Annotated in this window: 15 protein-coding genes and 1 pseudogene; 1 reads left to right on the top strand and 15 read right to left on the bottom strand. The window is 36.5% G+C overall.

Translation table 11 applies throughout. The features are described from left to right. Window positions 1-17: 17 nt before the first annotated feature. The 5 genes from CLNEO_RS07525 to CLNEO_RS07505 form a co-directional block, all read right to left on the bottom strand. The gene (locus CLNEO_RS07525) at window positions 18-1,262 is read right to left on the bottom strand and encodes a condensation domain-containing protein (protein ID WP_066086794.1); all 1,245 of its coding nucleotides are present in this window, start codon (window positions 1,260-1,262) and stop codon (window positions 18-20) included. A 31-nt stretch (window positions 1,263-1,293) separates the two neighbouring features. Then, a complete protein-coding gene (locus tag CLNEO_RS07520; RefSeq protein WP_157723507.1) occupies window positions 1,294-2,406 on the bottom strand; it encodes a hypothetical protein in 1,113 nt (370 codons plus the stop codon). A 14-nt stretch (window positions 2,407-2,420) separates the two neighbouring features. Continuing rightward, window positions 2,421-5,450, bottom strand: a complete 3,030-nt coding sequence (locus tag CLNEO_RS07515) for an MFS transporter (protein ID WP_066086789.1) — start codon at window positions 5,448-5,450, stop codon at window positions 2,421-2,423. Between the two features lie 231 nt (window positions 5,451-5,681). Further along, window positions 5,682-7,025, bottom strand: coding sequence for a sensor histidine kinase (locus CLNEO_RS07510; protein ID WP_066086787.1), 1,344 nt, complete (start codon window positions 7,023-7,025; stop codon window positions 5,682-5,684). Window positions 7,026-7,121: 96 nt separating this feature from the next. Further along, window positions 7,122-7,853: a LytR/AlgR family response regulator transcription factor gene (locus CLNEO_RS07505; protein WP_066086783.1), complete on the bottom strand. Its 732-nt coding sequence runs from the start codon at window positions 7,851-7,853 to the stop codon at window positions 7,122-7,124. Between the two features lie 466 nt (window positions 7,854-8,319). Between CLNEO_RS07505 and CLNEO_RS16655 the strand changes: the two are divergent. Then, window positions 8,320-8,834, top strand: a pseudogene (locus tag CLNEO_RS16655) (transposase); the annotation flags it as partial. Between the two features lie 203 nt (window positions 8,835-9,037). On the opposite strand, the gene CLNEO_RS07490 reads toward CLNEO_RS16655, so the two are convergent. From CLNEO_RS07490 to mmsA, 10 genes are all read right to left on the bottom strand, one after another. After that, the gene (locus tag CLNEO_RS07490; RefSeq protein ID WP_066086778.1) at window positions 9,038-9,370 is read right to left on the bottom strand and encodes a TfoX/Sxy family protein; all 333 of its coding nucleotides are present in this window, start codon (window positions 9,368-9,370) and stop codon (window positions 9,038-9,040) included. Window positions 9,371-10,072: 702 nt separating this feature from the next. Continuing rightward, window positions 10,073-11,452 carry a hypothetical protein gene (locus tag CLNEO_RS07485; protein ID WP_157723505.1) on the bottom strand — a complete coding sequence of 460 codons (1,380 nt, stop codon included), beginning with the start codon at window positions 11,450-11,452 and terminating at the stop codon, window positions 10,073-10,075. Window positions 11,453-11,608: 156 nt separating this feature from the next. After that, window positions 11,609-11,788, bottom strand: coding sequence for a hypothetical protein (locus CLNEO_RS07480; protein WP_066086772.1), 180 nt, complete (start codon window positions 11,786-11,788; stop codon window positions 11,609-11,611). A gap of 28 nt (window positions 11,789-11,816) precedes the next feature. Beyond that, window positions 11,817-12,848 carry a hypothetical protein gene (locus tag CLNEO_RS15375; RefSeq protein ID WP_083531908.1) on the bottom strand — a complete coding sequence of 344 codons (1,032 nt, stop codon included), beginning with the start codon at window positions 12,846-12,848 and terminating at the stop codon, window positions 11,817-11,819. Window positions 12,849-14,153: 1,305 nt separating this feature from the next. After that, window positions 14,154-15,287: an ROK family transcriptional regulator gene (locus tag CLNEO_RS07470; RefSeq protein WP_066086769.1), complete on the bottom strand. Its 1,134-nt coding sequence runs from the start codon at window positions 15,285-15,287 to the stop codon at window positions 14,154-14,156. Between the two features lie 187 nt (window positions 15,288-15,474). Beyond that, window positions 15,475-16,950: an L-fucose/L-arabinose isomerase family protein gene (locus CLNEO_RS07465; RefSeq protein ID WP_066086764.1), complete on the bottom strand. Its 1,476-nt coding sequence runs from the start codon at window positions 16,948-16,950 to the stop codon at window positions 15,475-15,477. Window positions 16,951-16,965: 15 nt separating this feature from the next. Next, window positions 16,966-17,604, bottom strand: coding sequence for a DUF4867 family protein (locus CLNEO_RS07460; protein WP_066086761.1), 639 nt, complete (start codon window positions 17,602-17,604; stop codon window positions 16,966-16,968). A 14-nt stretch (window positions 17,605-17,618) separates the two neighbouring features. After that, complete coding sequence (gene xylB / locus CLNEO_RS07455; RefSeq protein WP_066086758.1) at window positions 17,619-19,142, bottom strand: xylulokinase; 1,524 nt, start codon at window positions 19,140-19,142, stop codon at window positions 17,619-17,621. Between the two features lie 13 nt (window positions 19,143-19,155). After that, entirely contained in the window at window positions 19,156-20,331 is a 1,176-nt protein-coding gene (mmsB, locus tag CLNEO_RS07450; protein WP_066086755.1) for a multiple monosaccharide ABC transporter permease, read from the bottom strand. Next, complete coding sequence (gene mmsA / locus CLNEO_RS07445; protein WP_066086752.1) at window positions 20,328-21,881, bottom strand: multiple monosaccharide ABC transporter ATP-binding protein; 1,554 nt, start codon at window positions 21,879-21,881, stop codon at window positions 20,328-20,330. The genes mmsB and mmsA overlap by 4 nt, the downstream gene beginning before the upstream one ends. Window positions 21,882-21,945: the final 64 nt, after the last annotated feature.

The raw sequence follows: 21,945 nt of genomic DNA, 5'->3' as shown, positions 1-21,945 counted from the left end.
TTATGTTTATTTTTTCTTTACGAAAAGCCTTTCGTGTTAATAATAGTTGCTATGCTGGCTTCAATTTCCTTATGAATTTCTATGACTTCCTCATCGGTAAAATAATTTTCCCAATATATATACGAAAATCCAATCGTTTCCCAATTCAGGTAGTCTGTTATATGTAACGTCATAGGCAGAAAATCAGTTTCACAATTATGGTGCTTCAATGTTGCAAAAGAAACAGACGGTTTTTGGTTGGTACAAAAATATGAAAAAGAAAACTGTGGAATATACTTACCATATTTTTTTTCGTATTCCTCTGAAAATATTTTTGTATTCCAATCGAAATTTCTGTGCTTATAATAATCTACGGACTGTTTCCGAACCGACTGATATAACTCAAAAATATTGTTATATTTCGTGAAGTCAAAAATAAAGGGAGGCCCAATTTCATAAACACCTAAGCTGTTTTTTTCATTGGTTCCCAAACGATTTCCAATAGGAATTTCAAAATAAAAACGCTTGCACCCTGTTTTGATATTTATAATCTGTGCAAGAACTGTAGCAATCAAATTAGGTGGAGAAATATTATTTTTGGAACAATACTCAAATAAATCATCTTTTATTTTTTTGCTTGTCTGGAATGTTAATTCCTTAATTGCCGACTCATCAATATCAATTACATCATGAAAAAGATAGTCACTATTCGAAATTTCCAAAAACCTATCTTCCCAAAATTCTTTATCTGTAAAATATTTTTCACTTTCATAATATTTTTTTATATTCTCCAGATATTTTGAAAATGGGTGCCATTTCACTTCCTCATCTTTCAAAAGCAGAACCTTCTGAATTTTATCCGTTAGCATTAATATAGATATTCCATCAAAAATCAGGTGATTAAAACTAAAGTGGATGCCATAACAAGAACCAGCAATGGAATAAATAAATATGTAATAAAGTTTCTCCCTATTATTTATCTTTGTTGCCCAAACCTCCTTGCAAAACAAATGATATTCTTCTTCAGTAGAAAAATCAAAGATAGGAATATCTTGTTTCTGATAAGGTAGAAATTCCATATACTGTCGACCATCCATAGTAAGACATCTTGCTCCAAAAACATCGGCTGTCTTGATACATTGATCAATTGCAAAGGAAAGCTCCTCTGGGGAAAAACTTGATAAAAATTCCATTGAATATGATATTTTCATAGGAATACTACCTATTGCTTCATTTACATCAAAAATATATTGTTGTTCATCACAAATGGGCAAAATACTCATAAAATTCTCCTTAATCTATTCATATCGAGACTTAATATTTAGCCAAGCAATTACCATGCCCTGACTTTTCAAGTTTGTCCTGTAATTGTGCAATAAATTGTTGGAATTCTTCTTTTGAAACATAATGTTCGGTAGTATCAATATTAAAATTTATTTTTTTCAAAACCTTATCTATTTCATCAGGATATTTTATTGACAAATCGCTTACAGTTGCAATTGTTCCGTCTTCAACGATCTCAATCATTTCCATTCCAAGATAAACACCACATGCGGTTTGCCAGCAAGTTGCATTTGTGTTGAATTCCTTAAATATTTCCTCATGGGACACCGTGTTATGATAATAAACAAGATTATCACTATCATCATAAATTAGTATACCGACATTTTCAGTTCCTGACACGTCCATTTGATTTTTTAACTGCTTTGCTTCATTTTCGCTGATTTTATTATGCAACAAATATTCCTGAATGCTAACAGGCGCCTGATAGATGAACATACTGGCATCGCACAATGGGCTTAATCTTTGTATTGAAAATACCTCTTCATGGGGTATGAGAAGATATTCTCTCTTTTGGTTTTCCACAGTAAAAGGAATGGGCGGACAATCCACAACAATATATGGGTTTTGGGGTGTAGAAATAAACTTATCATTTACACAGGCTTCCAAATAATAGGATTCACAAGACCATGTATTAAATATCTCATTGCCTTTTGTTGCTTTGTCTGTTTCAAAAATAATTGCATAATGCCTTTTACTTGGTAAATTTTTAAAATAAATATGTTCAACAAGCCCAGGATTCATGCCAAAACCCAATAAAATTTTGCTATTGACTTTTGTTTCAAGAAGACTTTTATAATAGTCATAACTTGTCATCTCAGCATCGTCATTTTCGATACCTGCGTCCACATACGCCAAATTATACTTATAAACAAGATCAAGAAAGAGTTTCGTACGTAGGCCTGTAAGATTAATAAAGAGGTCTATTTCTGAATGATGTTCGTTTATGTATTGAATAGCGTCCATATTATTGTATTCAAGGTCACAAATCGTAATATTGTGACTGCACCCATGTTTTTCAACAAGCTTCATAAATGCCTTTCCAATGTTCCCATAACCCGCAAGTAAAATATCCATAAATTTCAAAGCTCCTTTTGATTTTAATGATTCATATAATTCGTATTTTTTTGAATTTTATTGTAATCCTTATCCTCAAGATTGAGGATTAGAAATATTACTGTTAAAACAAGAAAACTAATGCCAATGATTAAAAATGTCTTCCTAATACCAAAGAACATGGCAAAAGCAAATAGGTAGGCCTGACCCATTTGGGCAATACCAATAACAACATTGCTGAGGGCAAGGGTACTGCCCTGCCCGTATTTTATCGATTCAGGCAGTTGTGTGAAATAGATGTTCTGCACCGATTGAAAAAAACTGTCAGCAAAGGCGATGGCAACACAGGCAAATACCAGCGCAAATACTGATTGAATCAGTCCATAGTAAATGATTGCAGTAGACATAACAACAGCTGATATAATCAGTACAATATACGAATCCAATACGGAAAGAAGCTTCTTTGTAAGCACCGGACCAAGATAAATCGAAATCAGTCCAAAAATAATAATAATATAAGAAATTGTCTCCACGTTTAAACCTTGACTTTTCCCTTCTAAGGGAAGGAAAAAATCAATAAATCCCATGCAGATAAAATATGGTACGGTTAAAAAGAAAATATAGCCGATGACCCGTTTATTCCAAACAAACTGGAACAAACTCATACCTGAATTTTCTTCCACATAATTCATGGCATTGGGGACGTTATTTTTATTATAAAAAAGAACGGATATCAGCAAGAGAATCAAAAGGATAAGCGCAGAAGCAACATATACCCAGCGATAGCCCAAGCTTGCGATAACAGTAGCGCCCAAGGCAACTCCAACAATGGTACCCGCATTCGTTCCAGCACTGCTCATCGTAAACCCTCGCATGACACGTTCTTCATCTGGTTGCATGGCCACCATGGAATCCAGGACGTTGAGTAACAAACCAGCACCACTTCCAAATACACTTCTACCCAAAATAAACTGTGCAAGGTCGCCAGCGGTCGCTGCAGTCAGTTCTCCAACGATGGCAAGAATGGTGCCGATCACAAGCAACTTATGAAGCGGAATCTTTTTTATAAGCACGCCTGAAACAAAAGCAAAAATGCCGACAAACAAAAGGGTGACGGAATACGCAATTGCCACCGCAATTTCCTTTGAAACACCGAAGGTTTCATTGTATAACTGCATCGCAAACAACGGACCACATACAACCGACAAGTGGTAGGCAGTTTGACCCAAAAACATTGGCGTTCTAACGGAGCTAGCGTCAATAAGCTGACCGGGTGCCAAGGATTTCTTTGCAAAAAACATTTTAATCCCAAAAAAGATTTCCTTTAACAGCAATAATGAGAGCAGCAAAACGACAGCAGTTGAAATAATAATTTCAATTAGCTTTGCTCTCATTTCTTTCATAAAACTGTTTTTATTAAACCCAACCTCAACAGCACCCACCACTTCATTGGTATCTGAAACGATTGGTACTTGAACCAGACAATAAGAACCAAAGTAACCCACATAATCCGGATAAATAAGTGTGTTGTTCTGACAAATTAAGTTGATTGCATGTTTTTCTGCAACCTCTAATGGGTAAATTGCTCCTGCTTCTTCAGGCATAGCCAAAATAAAATAAATTCTATTGTCAAAGAATTTATTAATTCCCAAATAAATATCTGCATTCCAAAGGTTATCTTTTTTATTGAGTCCTGTTTCATCAACATAGAAAACATCATCCTCAGAATTGCTTGCATTATGATTAAGGAAATTTATTATATTTTTATAGCTTTGAGAGTTAAAATCTTCTAAGTCAACAATGTTTTCTACATCCTCTGCAGAAATATTTTTCGCAATCAAATTGCCAATGGAAGAAATTTTATCTATTGAGGTGTCTTGATAAGCGTTGTAAAGAACATCTGTATATTTAACGATAACAAGTGCTGATACTGCTACAACGATTATAATCACCATAAAATTGTATGTAAAGTCTGTAAATCCTACTTTTTTGTAGTAATATATAGCAAACACAATAACTATGCTAAGTCCCAAAAGAAACAAAAAAATTCCGCAAAACCAGGCGAATATAATACGCATATGTTCCCCAGCAGAAAAGGCAATCTCTGTGTTTACCGGAGTTAACGTTTTTGTATTAACATTCAAACGATAAGTATCATAGCTTGATACAAGCATAATTTCATCCTGACTTGCACTGGCTATAGAATAGTAAAGCGCAGGATCATTGAAAAAGTCATCACTTTTCGTCATTGTTGCAATTGTCTGAATGCTTTGACCATCATAAAACCTTACAGTTCGTGAACCAATATCAGAAATCGCAAGATGACCATCGACAAGAGTCATGGAATACGGAATATTAAAGCCTTTTTCTTTTTCATAAGAAAGCAATTTAACATTATCTGCATTTGCTGAAATTTCATAGATATTCCCAAGAGCAGTAATTACATAAAAGTTCCCTTTTGCGTGATCATAACAATATTTTATGGCGTGCTCTTTTTTATCGTCCCAAGAAACAGAGGCCTTTATCTGTAGTTTATTGTTTCCGTTCAAATTGATAGAATATAGAAGAAGTTCGTCATCTGTTCTTGTCACAAATGTAAGCGCATCATCAATAAACTGTAAATCCATTATTTGGCTTGTCCTGTCAAAAAGATGCTCCACAGGATAGGAAGCAGAATAGATACTTCCCAAAAATTTCCCCGAAGGAGAAAACTCATCAATTGAAATATTGGAAATAGCTGCATCATTCACATACTGATAATTCGTAACAAATATTCTGCCATCTGGCGCTTGTGTAAGTTCTTTATAACATGCGCTAGTATTGATATATGTCCAATTGCATTTACCTTCTTTGTTAATTCCAATTAAACGGTAATTTCCCTGATCAATATAGAGCTGATCTCCGTTATCTGCAACTTTAAAAAATACAGGAGAAGATATTTGTGGACCATTATCAAAAGGTTTATACAAAAAACAATGCCAATTAAAATAAACATAGATAAAAGAGACTACAGCTAATAAGACAGTAGCGAAAATTAATATATTATACTTTTTTTTAGACAAATTAATGCTCATATAATTTCCTCATAAAATATTTTAATAATAAAGAAAGCTAATTTCTGTTAGACCTATTTTTTAATTCTATAAAATATTGCAATTTAAGCTGTCCCAGTCAATACACATAGAGAAAATCCTCTTTTTATGAACTTTCATCTTAGCACAATCAGGCGACAAAAACTGTTTTTGGGGTAATTGCCATCATTTTAGGGATAATTGCATAATTTTGTTAAAAAAGGTAACTATCAACTAAACCGTCCCTTCCTGTATCATACTTTTTGGAATTACTTCATTTGCATTGAGAACAATTTGAGTAGTGAATTTGCCATTGCTGACAGAGAATCTGTATGTACCGTCATACTTCTCGGTGGTATAGATTATGCTATGTATCCCTGTGCCACCGTCTTTCTTTTGGGTTTTTGGCAGTTCCCCCTCAAAGACAATTCCCTCGCAACAGCTATTCTCCACCTGTATTCGCAACCTTCCATCCATATATTTGGAAGTAACAATGATTTCCTTTTCATAATTTTCCGGGAGCCTCAGGCAACCTTCAATGGAATTTTCTAGTGCGTTACCAAAGATACAAGTCAAATCAACGTTATCAATCCCTGCTCGCTCGGGTACTACCATATGAAAATAAATTTTGATTTTAGCTCTCTCTGCCTTTTGTGCATAGGCATTACAAATACTGTTTACAATCGGATTTATACAATAAACTGTGGTTTTACTCCTGTCCATGGCTGCATTAAAACTTTTCATATAGTCTTCTAGTTCCGCCACATTTCCGTTTTTCAGCAATTCTATGATAACTGCATTGTGGTGGCGCATATCGTGCTTTTGCTGAAATGCCAAGGCTACTGACACCTTCTGGCGGGCAAGCTCAGATTCCCACAATTTCTCCTGCTGTGCCATAAGCAGCTGACGTTTTTCCAATGCGTATTTTTCAACAATGGCATTGGCTTGAACATACAACAGGTAATATACCGCCAAAAACAACATGTAGACAGTAATAATAATGACTTTGTTCCAATTTTCAATATTCCAAGACCAATAGGGGGATGGATAATATAGCACCATAATTTGCATGATTAAAAACATCAACGGTACCAACCCTGCTGCACACCATTCCTTGTCCAACGCACCCACCAGCCGTCGAAAACGTGGGCGTACAAATTTATAAAGCAACGGAAGGATTACTGCATATATTACCAGACGATTTATCATGAAATTAATTACGAAAGCAGGGCCTTCCCCATGTATTGCTAAGATATCACTGATATAGTTAATAGCTAAATAAATATTAACAAAGGTTATAAAACTAAAAAGTGACACAAAAAAATAATCTTCTGAGCAAATCAAAAACCAAGAAAGTTCTATTACTAAAATAATAAGGATTGCAAATCCATCTACCGAATTGATGCCATGTGTAAACAAGTGATAGGACAGGAGGCTTATTCCGCAAAGCATCACAAATAATCCTATCATTATTCGTTTTTTGGCCGGCTCTCGAAAACGCATTGCCGCAGATGACATCAGCGTAAAAACAACAACAGATTGCAAAAATGAAAAAAACAATAAAATGTTGTATAGCAAGTTTGTCGCCTCCCTTCCTACTTTATCCTATCATAAAATTACCCCAAAAATTGTTTTTGGGGTAATTGCCAATATTTTAGGGGTAATTGGCACATATTATTCCTCTGTGAACATTTGAAAACGCAAAAACTCCTCTTTGAGTTTCTGATAGGAGCGGTAAGGGTAAGTTATGGATTCACCAGTATCAAAGGTTATGGTATTTTTGGAAATCTGTCGGATGTATTTAAGGTTCAAGTTTAAGGAAACACCGCACCTAACGAAAAATTTGTTCTGTGAGAGCAGCTCAAAAAGTTCCGAAGCTGTCATGCGTACCTCCATCTTCTTCCCTTGAATGGTATGAACGATCTGATAGTTATTTCGTCCGGTTTCTGTAAATACCACATCCCGCAACGCAAGCCGAGTAATCCCCTCCGATGTCTTAAGGATGACAATCACTCGCCTTTCTCTATCAATACGTTGGATAATCTTGTCCAAAGCCGCAAAAATCCCCTCTTCAGCATAGGGTTTGACCAAATATTGTGCAGCTTCTACTTCAAAAGCTTCAATCGCATGGTCTCGAGAAGTGGTAATAAATATAAATTCACTGTTATCTCCTAACTGACGTAATTCTCTTGCTACATCAGTACCAAGCATACCAGCCATATAAATATCTAGCAGCAGTATATCAAATCCTCCATGCTCAGCCACATAAGTTAACAGTTCTAATGGGGCAGAAAAGGAGTTTATTGTTATTTCATATTGTGGGTGATTCTGCATGTAAGCCTCAAGGCAGCTGCGAGCACGGTCAATTTCTAGTAATTCATCATCGCAGATTGCAATACGAATCATTCATCCGCCTCCCTTCATCTTAATCATAAGCCAAGCTACAATATAACCATGACCTTTATAAATATAGTATATAACATCAGAGGTTTTTTCAAGCTTTTCCCTCTAATAATTATTACATCATCCGTTTTGTTAAGCTTCACTACCATATTTGATCCATCCAAAACATGGAATGTAATTTCTCCGTTCACTTCTTTAGACATTCTAAACCAATTAGGAGCATAAGTATATTGGGCAATCACTGCTTCCGTTTCATAGATAACAAAACAATCCTATCTCCTCAACCTACCAAAAGCTATTCTGTCCACTTAACCCCAAGGATTGACCGGTTCTCAACAAGCGCTAAATGATTCCAGCCATTCTATTGGAATAGCTCATATTGATAAGACAGAGTCGGTGAAAGTTCTTCTGAAATAAGGTTTTATAAGGTCTTCTATATACAATATTAAATCATAGGCGGCCTTTTATTATGGCAAGAAAAAAGAAACCAGTACACAGGGTACAAATGACAGACGAAAAGCGCAACATCATTCAGCAGCTTCTGCAGGAATATGACATTCAGTCAGCAGAAGATATTCAGGACACACTCAAGGATCTACTCGGCGGCACCATCAAAGAAATGATGGAATGTGATATGGATACCATCTTGGCTATGAAAAGTCAGAACGCTCTGACAGCGATATTTTCCGCAATGGTTACAAATCAAAGTATATCAGCAGTAGCTATGGAAGCTTGAATATGCAGGTTCCACGGGACGGTAAGTCGACCTTCAAACCACAGGTAGTCAGAAAACGCCAGAAAGATATATTTAGATATTGACTAGAAGATTATCTCTATGCATGCCAAAGGTATGACCCCAAACAGATTTCAGATGCCCTCTAGGATATTTATGGGTTTGAAGCTTGCCAGAGCTCTATTTATGATGTTACGGACAAAATCATGCCCCAGATTGAGGACTGGCACAATCACCTTCTTTCAGAGGTATCCAGTACTGTAAATATCCTCTACCCATTGAACATCGTGCTCCTGTAAAAGACCCCTATAAAAAATTTTTTTCCCTCTAAATTCTTTCCGTTTTTCTTCTGGCCATAATAAAAACCTCCTATGATTTTTTATTCTATCATAAAAGGCTTTTTATTAAATACCTAATTTAAAGACATTGTTTCACGAACCCTCTTGAAACGCTCTCAAAGTTTTTGATTTTTTTGGCTTTTCTTAGACTTTGGAATGAGTATAACTTCCTCTAATATTCCGATGACTTCTTTGGACAGCGCAATATCTTCAATATCCAAAATATAATGTTCTTTTGCTCCGTTGTATGGGAATCCCGTCTGTGCAGCTTGCATTTGTTTACTTATATCAGCCAGTTTTTTCACAAATACAGTATTATCGCAAACCAAAAGAATAGGCTTGTTGTTTACATATACCATATATTCACCAAACATCTTTTTGTATCGTATTTCGCCAACCCCTTTTATTTGGGCACAAACGAATTCTATGTATTGAAGAGAAGTAGCCATTTTTTCTCACCATTTTCTGCATTGCTCAATGTGTTTCCCCTTATCTCCCTGTGCTTCAGCGTAAAAAACTGATGAAGTAGATCGTATGGAAACGCTTCGCATTAGCCGCAATGCACCTTTCCTTAATTTTCACAACACGCTTTCGCAAGACAACTCTTGACTCAAAATGGTTTTATCATAGAAATGCAACCCTTGCAATTTATTTGCTCTCTATAAGAACAATCGCTGCATAAAATACCACATCTTGACTCAATTGCGAATTATGCCTCCTTTTTTAAAAGCATAACACACACAACATCATATATACATCGTGACAAAATGCCGATAAAGCTGACGCCCGATTGAAAAACCTCATTTCCTTCAAGCATTTTTTAAGCCGACAGAAGACAAATAAATGAGAGTCTTCGGCCAAAGGTCTTAAACTACCTATTTTCCTAGGATGAGCAAATCTAATACTGCGGATTCCATTTCATTTGCGTTGTTCTTCATGCTCCCGAACCGCCCCACCAAATACCGAAAGTGTAACGAGGATGGTTATGGGAAGAAGAAAAAGCGATCTTTTCCCTAAGAGAAAAGAAATACCCCCAGTTTCTCAAACTCTTCCGTTCTTAAAAATAGGTTGTTCGCCAATCTGATTGCTTCAGTAATTCATAACAAGGTTAACCAGCCATTTCAACTTTTACCTTTTCGTGGTTCTTAACGTTATTTGCATAAAATTTCTGTGATTCCCACTAATACATTTACAAAGCCATCCAATTCTTCCTTTTTAACCTCCGTTGTATTTTCCATTGCAATTGTTGGACTTACATAAACATCGTTCTCCTTGATATTATTTAAAATATCGGTTTTTATGGCCTTAAGTTCCGGATAACTATCAAAAAAGTCCAATTTTGCCTGCGCTTCGGGTGTCGATGCTTTTTCTAACAGCACATATGCCGCAAAGCTTTCAGCCATATCCTCTGCGCAGTCTGTTGATGCATAGCTTGATACAAACTCAGATTGATGTCGGAAAAAGAAATATGGATTTTCAGGATTGACATACCAATCGATGATAATATCTCTCCAGAATAAATTATAATAGGCTTGAATATATGAATCCTCCTTTGCTACACACATCCACTCCGTATACCTATCAATAGGATAGCCACTCCCCTTATCATATTTTAATTGGTTGTCATTCAGTGTAATGTAGTGAGCCATTTCATGCACTACCGTATATGGATAAAAACCATCATCCTTAATATCTGCCCAATCCACAGCCATGCTCCAAACTTCGTTTTCAGAACCCAATTTGGTGACATATGCTAAAACTCCATATTCCCCATCTCCTGCAACCACAAAATATTTGAAGTTTGTAAACATTTCTTTTGGTAAAATAGCTGTTGTTTCTTCCCAAATCTGGTGTAAAGCCTCCTGTTCTTCTGCTTCTAGCCTGTTCAAACCATTTTCGGCTCCATCTTGATATACCGCCTCGTGTTCCGGGGTTATAATAAACATTCCCAAGGTTTGCTGATTTTTATCACTCAATGTATTTAGAATGATTGCATCTGCATCCAACGCCCTATAATTCTTTAATATCTCTCTCATTTTAAATTCAGCATTTACAGTACTATTTTGTGTACCATTTTCCTCAGCAGCAAAATAGTCATTTCGAATTTTATTAAGACTGTTCCAATCTTGCGTTGATATTTCTTTCTTCAAATTCTCCATAGTTTCCATTCCATAATCCATTTGCTGTTGCCCGCTTCCCACCGTAAAGCCTAAATTTTTGTAATAATATACACCATATTGCCTTATGGTTTCCTTATCAAGTAAGTCCGTAATTGCTTTCCAAAGCTTTACTTCCTCACGCGTTATCCTATAATCCCCTTTTGATTCTCTTTCAGCAATACGCGACTCTGCATCATTTATAAGCTGCCTTAATTTGTTTTTCACACTATCGGGCGCATGTTCATTAAGATCGCCCAATAGTGCAACTATTTTTGACTCTTGCTGCTGCATGGAAAGTACATCGGTACTTTTTCCCTCTGCTGAGCCTAAAAAAAGGCCGGCTGCTGTCACTGTAACGCATAAAACTCCCATCAACATGCATCTGCTTGCACGTATATAGAAATTCCTTATTTTTTCTTTGAATATATTTGAGCTGCTTTTCATATTCCCTTATACCAACCTTTCTAATCTTTCCATTGCAAACTTCATTTTACTTGTGTTAGAAAAGATGAAAACAGACTGATTCGCTTAAAATCTCCTATTCCACTTATCTTCGCCCAAATCATTTCTTTCTTCCCCAGCACTAAAATTTAGCCTTTTGTTTTTTCTACCAATACCTATCACTTTTTTCTCTATGATTTTAAAACTGTTTTTTATTAATGCATAAATTACAAAGCAGTTAAAAAGACTAAATTCCACTTCCCACATTAGCATATCCCCTTAAAGCAAGATACATCTATCTTTTTAAAGCTCCCCTTGCCTCGCCCACGGTATTCCCAGCTATTCCGTTAATTCCGCAGTAATATTCCAAAAAATCAACTGCCAAATAAGAATCGGCGGTTTCTTTTTTTATTTCAACCACTGCCTTTAAAATTTGTACTGCCTCCTCATCCGTAAAATATCTATGTAACCCAGAGCTCCATGCAGGATTTTTAGGTTTGTTTCCGTTTGAATGATAATTCCAAAACAGCATTTTTTTTGCTTCCTGAGGCGACAATTTAATCTTATATTTTGAAGTTGTGCTTACATAACCTTCTTCTTGCTCATCCCCCTCATAAATATCATCCACCAAAAACAAAGCAAAAATAAATCTTTCGTTTTCGCCCGTTCCGGGTGTTCTTGTAGTCAGCACACAAAGGCTGTTTTTTTGCACTTGTTGAAGCTTCATTGCCTTGCCCTTACGTTTTCCATTTTGTACAACACCGGCAAAGGCTTTCCAATCTTTTAGCATTTGGCTTTCATAACAAACAATGCCATTATCTTGGCAGTAAGAATCTAATTTTTCACGAGTGATTTCGCCTTTTAAATATTCCAAACAAGGGCAATCCTCAGCGTTACACCAAGTTCGGTTCTCAATTTTAATATTATTGTAAATCATCTTGTCGCTGCAAACACCATAAAAACCTATCTGTTCCTTGGATTTCCCACCATCGCAAAAATTGCACTTAAAAGCAACATTTGCGCGCTTTCCCTTTCTCGTTTTGGCCTTTGCAGCAGGTGCAATTGAGCGAAACAATGCCTTCTGTTGCAACTCCTTCACTTTCTTCTCGTGGGCAAGTAATTTCTGTTTCTGTCTTTCTTCAAGCAATTCTCCCACTAAGAAGTTAAGCTCTTCGTCTGTAGTTGTAAGAAACGAAAAAAATGCATCGGGGAAAACAAATGTCTTATTTCCAACGGAAAAAGAAATTATAATATGATTTTTCTCCAGCTTTTGAATTGTTCCATCACCAAAAGTTTTATGCTTAACTGCTTTTCCAAGTATGTTCATTTCCAAGCCCCACCTCTCAATATCTGCTTTTAATTTACCGATACACCCCTTATTGTGCTGTTTAATTTAATCTTATTATGAAAAAATCCTGCATCTGTAATCAGTTACTTTTGATAAACACATGAACTCTGATTAAAAAAAGTAATCCGCTGATATAAATCCTAACGGGGCGGTACTTTCTAAACATCCTAAATTTTCCTTTGCCACAGTTCAGCCAACAAAAAATCAAGCATTCCCTCTGTATGAAAAAAAACAATCCAATTTTTTGATTATATACTAATAATAATACTTTATTTCAAATTACACAATATTTCTAAATGAATAAAAATGAAATTTGTGGATTTTGAAAGTTTTTTATTAAAAATGAGCTGTTTTTAACATGTCATATTGAACAGTTCAACATAATTTTTTTGAAGTTTATTTTGCAATCATTTATTGCCTTTGGGGTTTACGCTGTACTCAAAAGAGGTTGTAACAAAAGATACTCTGAATAGCTATTCTGCTTTTGGTGCCCCTTTTAAGCCACAAAAAGTGATATACAAACAAAGCTTGAAATAATATTTGTAATAATTTTATTCCAACCCCCATAGTTCTCAATTCACAAAAGATGGTAAAGAATTCATCAATATCGATCAAAAAGCATTCACAAAAGCACCTTATCTGCTATGCGATTTGCGTTCAACACTATATATCCATCTTTTTTTCCTGTATCAGAAAGCATGAAATGACTATTTTCTTGACATATGCAGACATGCTATTGCTTTATACCGGTCATTTAAATTATACCAAACCTTTTGGGAATCAATGTAATTTAAATGCCTCCCGCTGCTAGTATGATAGCTCCTATTATTACAGCATTTATATCAATCCGTCTTTACCGGAAATTAAATACAGCAAAAATATACTCCCCCTCCACTGCTCCGAAACAAACCGATTCAACTTTAAATTAGGTTATTTTTCTTCTTACTGCAAAAAATTATAATCTTTCAGTGGTAGACAAATTACCTGTTATTGTTTTAAAAGAAAAAACAACAGAAGAGCCGCATAATTCACTCCCTCATTGAACTACGCGGCTTTAGTTTGATTTCTTTTTTAATTGCAATGCAGTACAATTATATAATTTAAAAATCTCATAAGATTCTTCATCTCATTTATAACCCTTTTTAAAGGAAAAAACGTCCTTCCTACGTTCGGATTTTTTAACTATATCTTTATACCTACAATGTGTCATTGTCAAACTACTTTCTATGAATAAGTCCTTTTTTAACAATTTCTCTTAATTGTTTTCTATTTCCTTTTTAAACATCAAAATCTATTCATAAGCTCCTGCACAAAATGTAACGCCATGCCCATGCAAACAGATTTATTCCCAAAATTACACAACCGAATATAATCTGCATCTTCACCAATAAAATTGCACTTCATTACATATTGTTTTAGGTCATTCATATAAGGCTCAATATATTGCACCATAAATCCGCCCAACACAACGTCACAGTCAAGTACAATGCGAGTGTTATGAATACCGATTGCTAAATGCTTTAGCATGTCTTCCCACATACTACGATAAAGCTCGTTCCCTTTTTTAACGCCATCGAAAAAATCCTCAAGATTAATTCCAAGATCATCACTAAATCTTCTTGCACTGCAATAAGGTTCTAAACAGCCTGTTTTACCGCAGCTGCATTCCAGACCTCTAGGCTCTACACAAATGTGTCCGAATTCCCCACTGCAAACATTATCACCTAAATATGATTGACCATTAATAACAACTGCACCGCCAACACCGTTTTCTAATAAGAAATATGCCATATTCTTTTGCTCGTGATTAGAAAAATATTCAGCCATCCCCCCTGCCGTACCATCGTTTTCAACAAAAACAGGGTATGGAATTTCAGACTGGAAAAAATCATAGGAAATATTTCTTACCTTCAGCGTTGGAGCAAATAAAATCATTTTGTTTTCTTTATCAAGAAGCCCTGGAATGGCAATTCCAACGCCCAAAATTTTCGTGGCATCAATTCCGCTTGATCGAATAAATGCCTTTAATTCTTTTGCAACAAGACCACCCATTTCTTTTTCGAAGGAATTCACATGATATTTTATTTTTTTGTATCCAATCTCATTCAGCCTTAAATCTGTAATTATCATTCTTATATTAACTTCTGCGATAGCAATCCCTATAGAATAGTAGGCATCTGAAATAATATCAAGAACTGCGGCTTTTCTGCCTCCGGTATATTGTTCACCTTGAAAACTGCAAACTAAATTCGCTTTGAATAATTCAGACAAATTCTGAGTGATGGTAGGAAGGCTTAAGCCCAATTCCGTTGCCAATTCTTTTTTTGTTTTTGGCGCATCTGAAAAATAAAGGCTGTCGTAAACCCTTTTTCTATTATTTCTGCGTTGTTCGCTTATTTCGTTTTGTAGTGTTACCATACCAATTCCTCCAAAATATCTCTTTTGCAATAAACAATAAAATGCGTTCCCAGTCGGGCTTTTATCTAGTATAACATAAAACTAATTTTTTTCATTTTCAAAATAAATCAATCCGGCGGCAGTAAAATTTTTCAAAAAGCCCACCGGATTGTTTTTAGCTTATCCCTATAAATTCAAGAACAATAACTTACACAAAAGGATTTTCGCCTTTATAAAGCATCCCCTTCGGCTGATTAAAATTAATTTCATCCGCATCAATCCCCAGATAACGGAATAATTCATATAAAACCTTGCCAAAATGACCGAAAGCAACTGCACCATGATGGGGATAGTTCTTTTCAATCAATACATGACGATAAAATCTGCCCATTTCGGGTATTGCAAACACACCAATGGAACCAAAAGAACGTGTGGGCACAGGCAATACCTCACCTTCGGCGATATATGCTCTTAATTTAGTATCCGCAGTGCTTTGCAAACGGAAAAAAGTAATATCCCCCGGTATAATATCGCCCTCCAACGTGCCCTGCGTTACTTCTTCCGGCAATGAACGAGCCATAATCTTTTGATATTTCATTTCACAGAAAGAGAGCTTTTCTGCCGCCGTATTTCCACAATGGAAGCCCATGAAAGTATCTTTATGGGTATAATCAAATTTACCGTAAATATCCGTCTGAAACATATCATAAGGTACAGTATTATTAATGTCAAGAAGGGTTACTGTATCTTGGCTAACTACGGTACCGATATATTCACTTAAAGCTCCAAAGATATCAACTTCACAGGAAACAGGTATCCCCTGCTTTGCCAATCTGCCATTCACATAGCAAGGCACAAAGCCAAATTGTGTTTGGAATGCAGGCCAGCATTTCCCTGCGACAACAGCATATTTTCTTGAACCTTTATGCTCTTCTACCCAATCCTTTAAAGTTAATTCATATTGGGCAAGCTGATTTAAAATTCCTGGCTTTTTATTACCTGAGCCAAGCTCTTGTTCCATTTCTTTTACAACATCAGGAATTCTTGGATCGTTGGCGTGCTTATGAAAAGCTTCAAACAAGTCTAACTCAGAATTTTCTTCAATTTCAACACCTAAGTCGTATAAACGCTTGATAGGGGCGTTGCAAGCCAAGAAATCCTGTGGTCTTGGACCAAAGCTGATGATTTTCAAATCCTTTAAGGCAATGACTGCTTTTGCCAACGGCACAAATTCCGCAATCATATCTGCACATTCCTTGTCTGTACCAACGGGGTAAGAAGGAATATATGCCCGAATTTCTCTTAATTTCAAATTATAGCTTGCGTTTAACATACCGCAGTAAGCATCTCCACGGTCGTCAAGGAGTTTATCGCCTGCTTCTTCGGCCGCTGCAATAAACATTGTTGGGCCGTTAAAATATTTTGCCAACAGTGTTTCCGCCGTTTCAGGTCCAAAATTCCCAAGATATACAACCAGCGCATTGCAACCGGCAGCGTTAACATCCTCCAACGCCTGTAGCATATGTTTCTCATTCTCTACACAAACCTTGCTTTCATAAATTTCGCCATATTTCTCTGTGTATGCTTTCACAACTGCCGCCCGTCTTCTTTCGGAAAGCGTCATCGGGAAGCAATCACGACTAACAGCAATCATACCAACCTTAACTTCCGGAATATTTTTCATATTTAATCCCTCTCTTTACTTACTTTCTTTACTTAAATCAATATTATCTCCAACAAGCCCTACATAAGCGCCCTGCTTTGCCTCGTTGCTCTCGGCATGAGCCAACAGCCATTTATTTCTTGCCCATAAAAGACTGTCTTCAAAATTATAGGCTGTAATTTCCGGCTTTTCAGTATTTGTTCCCTTCGGCAAAACAACAAGCACCTGGAAGCCTTCATTTTCTGCTGTGCAACAGGGTGCATAATGTAGGGTGGTTGCGTATACCTCAGCCAATACACCCCCAGGACAGTGAAAAGCCTTAACTCTTTTCGTGTCCAGCTTTCCGTTATCAATCTCCTCTTCTTTTGCAAGCAAAAGGATAAAATCCTTTGTTCCAAAGTTGATTTCGCTATCCCTATGATACTCCAAGCAATTTAACTGTTGGTTAAAGCCATTGCAATAGCCCATTTGAATTGGCATACCTCCAAAAACATTATCGGCAATGATTTTTGCAATCTCCAATTCCTCCAAAAAGTCTACGGAGGGTTCATAAACCACACCTTGGTGCAACGGTGTTTTTTCTTTTAATACTTCTAATAATTTTGTTGTATCATAATTTTCAAGTATTTTTCCATAGGGTGCAAATTCTTTGTCGAAAACACTATAAATCTTCATAATTCCTCCTCCTATTACAATGAAGAAAGACTTTCAAAGGAATCCTTCAAATTATCATATAGTTTTTTGTAAATCTCGTAAAATTTAAGATATTGATCTGTGTTTTCTTGCATTGGCGGTTGTGGTTCATTATACACAATTGCTTTTTCACAGGCTTCTTCTATACTTTTGTATACTCCGGCGCCAACACCTGCCAATAATGCAGCACCAAGTGCGGGGCCTTCCTGGTTAGAAACCGTATTCACAGGAAAACCAAACAGATCCGCCATCATCTGCCGCCAAAAAGGGCTTCTGCCGCCGCCGCCGCAAGCAAGCATTTCCTTTGGCAAAACTTCCATTTCGGTCAATACCTCTAAGCAATGCTTTTGGGAATATATAACACCTTCCAATACAGAACGAATCATTTCTTTTTTTCCATGAATTCCAGATAAGCCGATAAAAGCACCTCTTGCCTTACTGTCTAAAATCGGACTTCTTTCTCCCATTAAATAGGGAAGAAACAGCAAACGCTCAGAGCCGATGGGCACACGTTCTGCCATAGCAGTCATAATATTATACGGGTCGGTATCCAAACCTTTGGCAACCTCTATTTCACTTGTGCAAAAGGTATCTCTTACCCATTTCAAGGAAAGCCCTGCTGCAAGGGTACAGCTCATGACTGTATATTCCCCCTTTACTGCGGCACAAAATGTGTGCACACGACCTTCGGGATCAAGCATCATTTTATCCGTATGGGCAAATATTACGCCGGAAGTGCCAATGGTTGTAAATGCTGTGCCGTTTTTCACAACACCCACACCAACGGCTGCCGCTGCGTTGTCTCCTGCACCACCAACCACAGGAATCCCTTCCGTCAAGCCAGTTTTTTTCGCAGCTTCGGGTGTTACATAACCAACAACATCTGCACTTTCATAAACCTTTGGCAACATAGTCCTATCTAAGTTGAGTTTTTCGATAATTTCATCGCACCAATCTCTCGTACGAATATCCAATAAATTCATGCCTGAAGCATCACTCACTTCTGTAGCAAGCTCCCCTGTCAAGCAGTATCGAATATAGTCCTTAGGCAACAGTATATGGGCACATTTTTTATAAATTTCAGGTTCATTTTCTCTTACCCAAAGAATTTTTCCAAGGGAAAAACCAGTCAAAGCAGGATTTGCAGTAAGTTCAATCAAACGCTTTCTGCCGATTGTTTCTGTAATTTCCTGACATTGCTTTTCTGTTCTGCCATCACACCAAATGATACTATTTCGCAGCACATTACCAGCTTCATCAAGCATAACAATACCATGCATTTGACCGGAAATCCCAATCCCAACAATTTGAGATGGCAAAACACCGGAATCCTCCACAACTTTTTTGGCAGTTACACAAGCGGCGTTCCACCAATCCAATGGATCCTGTTCGGCATATCCATTTTTTGGTTGATACATTGGGTACTCCACAGTATGGGCTGCTACCGCTTTTCCGAATTCATCAAACAATACAGTTTTTGTTCCCGATGTACCTAAGTCAATTCCCAATAAAAATCTCATGGCATCCTCCTAATTATGAAGATTTTGCGCGTCTTTTGTTCAAAACGTCTACTAATACAGCAATAATCAAAACCAAGCCTTTTACAACCTTTTGCCAGTTTGCATCAATCCCTAAAATAGACATCCCATTATTCAATACACCCATAAATATAGCACCAACAACAGCTCCGCCAACTGTACCTGTACCGCCGTAAGCCGAAGCACCACCAATGAAGCATGCACCAATGGCATCTAATTCATAGTTTGTACCGGCACTTGGGGCTGCGGAGTTAAAACGAGCAATACAAACCAATGCGGCAACAGCTGCTAAGAAAGACATATTGGTATAAGCCATAAATAAGGAGCGGTTCGTATTAATACCGGAAAGCTTTGCTGCTTTTTCATTCCCCCCAATGGCATAAAGCGTTCTTCCGGGTACTGTTTTTGCAGTAAAGTAAGAATAAATAGCAACAATAATAAGCACAATGATTAAAACAAAAGGAATACCTTTATTCTTCCCCAAAAGATAGGATAAAACCAAAACCGCAAGACAGATTACGCCAACTTTGCCATAGGCCGCTATTGCTGTATTTACATCATAGCCCTTACGAATCTTCTTGGTGCGATTTAGGATTTCCATTGCTAAATACACAAGACAAAGAATACCTCCTACAATTAATGTTGTGGCAAGAATAACGCCTTTGCCATCTGGGTTTAAAGGCAAATAACTGGTGAACATAAACAAATAATTATCTGGAAACGGCGAAATCGTCAAACCATCCAATATTAAAAGTGCAACGCCTCTCCAAAGCATCATACCTGCCAGTGTAACAATAAAGGGCGGTATTCTGATATAGGCAATCATATATCCATGAATTGCACCAATGGCAATACCCGTTAATAAACAAATAAAAATTGAAAGATAAACATTCATGCCCATAACAACGATTAATTTTCCGGCAATGGCCCCCACCAAGGCAACAACAGAACCAACAGAAAGATCGATATTACCGCCGGTTAAAATACAAAGGAGCATACCTGTTGCTAAAATTAATACATAACTATTTTGATTAATTAAATTAGTAATATTCGTAGGTGCAAATAAGGAGCCTTTGTTTGCAGAAGTAATTAACACTTGAAATAATATCATTACGAATATTAAAGCAAGAAACATGGTGTTTTTCTTGATAAAGTCCTTCACCCTAGTCATGATGCACTCTCCTTTTCTTCTTTGCTGCTTTGTAAAATTCTAGACATGATTGCTTCCTGGCTGGCATCTGCGATATCCATTTCACCAACTAATCTACCTTCATTCATAATATACACTCTATCGCACATACCCAAAATTTCGGATAATTCTGAACTAATCATAATGATTGATTTTCCTTCGGCTACAAGCTGATTCATAATACGATAAATTTCGTATTTCGCACCAACGTCAATACCCCTTGTTGGTTCATCCATAATTAATACTTCCGGGTCTGCAAAAATCCATTTACTTAGAAGCACCTTTTGCTGATTTCCACCAGAAAGATTGCCCACATTAATTTCAACATTAGGACATTTTGTATTTAATTTTTCTTTAAATTCTTTTGCGACCTGCAGCTCTTTATCTGTATCAATGACGCCTCTATGGCTAATCTTATCCATTTTCGTTAATGTTGTATTGATTTTAATACTATTTTCTAAGATAAGGCCGTTTCCTTTTCTATCTTCTGTTACATAGGCAATTTTATTGTTAATTGCATCCTTTACATTTTTTATATGTATTTCTTTCCCGTTCATAGTAATGCTGCCTTTCGTCTTCCCGCCATAGCTTTTTCCGAAAATGCTCATGGCAAACTCTGTTCTTCCTGCGCCCATCAAGCCACTAATCCCGACAATTTCGCCTTTATGAACGTTCAAACTAATATCGTTGCAAACAATTCTATCTGGTTCCACAGGGTGATAGACTGTCCAGTTCTTAACTTCCAAGGATAAATCACCTATGTATTTTTCTCTTTTTGGGAAGCGATCCTCAAGCTCACGGCCAACCATGCCTTTAATAATTCTAGGCTCGCTAAAATCATCTACGCCTTTTACTAAGGTTTCAATGGTAGAACCATCTCGAATTATGGTTATTTTATCTGAAACATAAGAAATTTCGTTTAATTTATGGGAAATAATAATACTTGTAATTCCTTTTTCTTCTCTTAATTTAAGTAATAATTCCAAAAGTTTCAAACTATCATTTTCGTTTAATGATGCTGTAGGCTCATCTAATATTAAAAGCTTTACATCTTTAGAAAGCGCTTTTGCAATTTCTACAAGCTGTTGTTTTCCTACGCCAATGTCTTTAATCAAGGTTGTTGTTTTTTCTTTTAAACCCACCATGTCCAAATACTTTTTTGCTTTATCGTGGGTAGTATTCCAATCAATATTAAACATAGAACCTTGTTCATTTCCTAAAAAAATATTTTCTGCAATAGAAAGATAAGGTACAAGAGCCAATTCTTGATGAATAATTACAATTCCTTTGTGCTCACTATCTTTTATGGTTTTGAATTTACATTCCTCGCCACTATAAAAAATATTTCCTTGATAGGTACCATAAGGATAAATTCCGCTTAATACGTTCATTAATGTGGATTTCCCGGCACCATTTTCGCCAACCAGTGCGTGAATTTCTCCTTTTTCCACTTGCAAATTAACATCATCAAGGGCTTTTACACCTGGAAATTCCTTAATAATATTTTGCATTTCTAAAATAAATTCAGCCATCGTAATCCCTCCAGCTGTGAAGTTTTTTCTAACCAATTAAATTCAGGTTAGACTACTGCTATAT

It is taken from the genome of Anaerotignum neopropionicum, assembly GCF_001571775.1.
In the GTDB taxonomy this organism is placed as follows: Bacteria; Bacillota; Clostridia; order Lachnospirales; family Anaerotignaceae; genus Chakrabartyella; species Chakrabartyella neopropionicum.
Note: the sequence above shows the minus strand (reverse complement) of the source record. Positions and strands in the feature narration are given on the sequence as shown.

Coding starts and splice junctions, on each gene's coding strand:
- CLNEO_RS07470 (WP_066086769.1), bottom strand. CDS start 15,287: ATGGTAACACTACAAAACGAAATAAGCGAACAACGCAGAAATAATAGA.
- xylB (WP_066086758.1), bottom strand. CDS start 19,142: ATGAGATTTTTATTGGGAATTGACTTAGGTACATCGGGAACAAAAACT.
- CLNEO_RS07485 (WP_157723505.1), bottom strand. CDS start 11,452: ATGGGAGTTTTATGCGTTACAGTGACAGCAGCCGGCCTTTTTTTAGGC.
- mmsA (WP_066086752.1), bottom strand. CDS start 21,881: ATGGCTGAATTTATTTTAGAAATGCAAAATATTATTAAGGAATTTCCA.
- CLNEO_RS07515 (WP_066086789.1), bottom strand. CDS start 5,450: ATGAGCATTAATTTGTCTAAAAAAAAGTATAATATATTAATTTTCGCT.
- CLNEO_RS07465 (WP_066086764.1), bottom strand. CDS start 16,950: ATGAAAAATATTCCGGAAGTTAAGGTTGGTATGATTGCTGTTAGTCGT.
- CLNEO_RS07460 (WP_066086761.1), bottom strand. CDS start 17,604: ATGAAGATTTATAGTGTTTTCGACAAAGAATTTGCACCCTATGGAAAA.
- CLNEO_RS07505 (WP_066086783.1), bottom strand. CDS start 7,853: ATGATTCGTATTGCAATCTGCGATGATGAATTACTAGAAATTGACCGT.
- CLNEO_RS07480 (WP_066086772.1), bottom strand. CDS start 11,788: ATGTGGGAAGTGGAATTTAGTCTTTTTAACTGCTTTGTAATTTATGCA.
- CLNEO_RS07490 (WP_066086778.1), bottom strand. CDS start 9,370: ATGGCTACTTCTCTTCAATACATAGAATTCGTTTGTGCCCAAATAAAA.
- CLNEO_RS07525 (WP_066086794.1), bottom strand. CDS start 1,262: ATGAGTATTTTGCCCATTTGTGATGAACAACAATATATTTTTGATGTA.
- CLNEO_RS15375 (WP_083531908.1), bottom strand. CDS start 12,848: ATGAACATACTTGGAAAAGCAGTTAAGCATAAAACTTTTGGTGATGGA.
- mmsB (WP_066086755.1), bottom strand. CDS start 20,331: ATGACTAGGGTGAAGGACTTTATCAAGAAAAACACCATGTTTCTTGCT.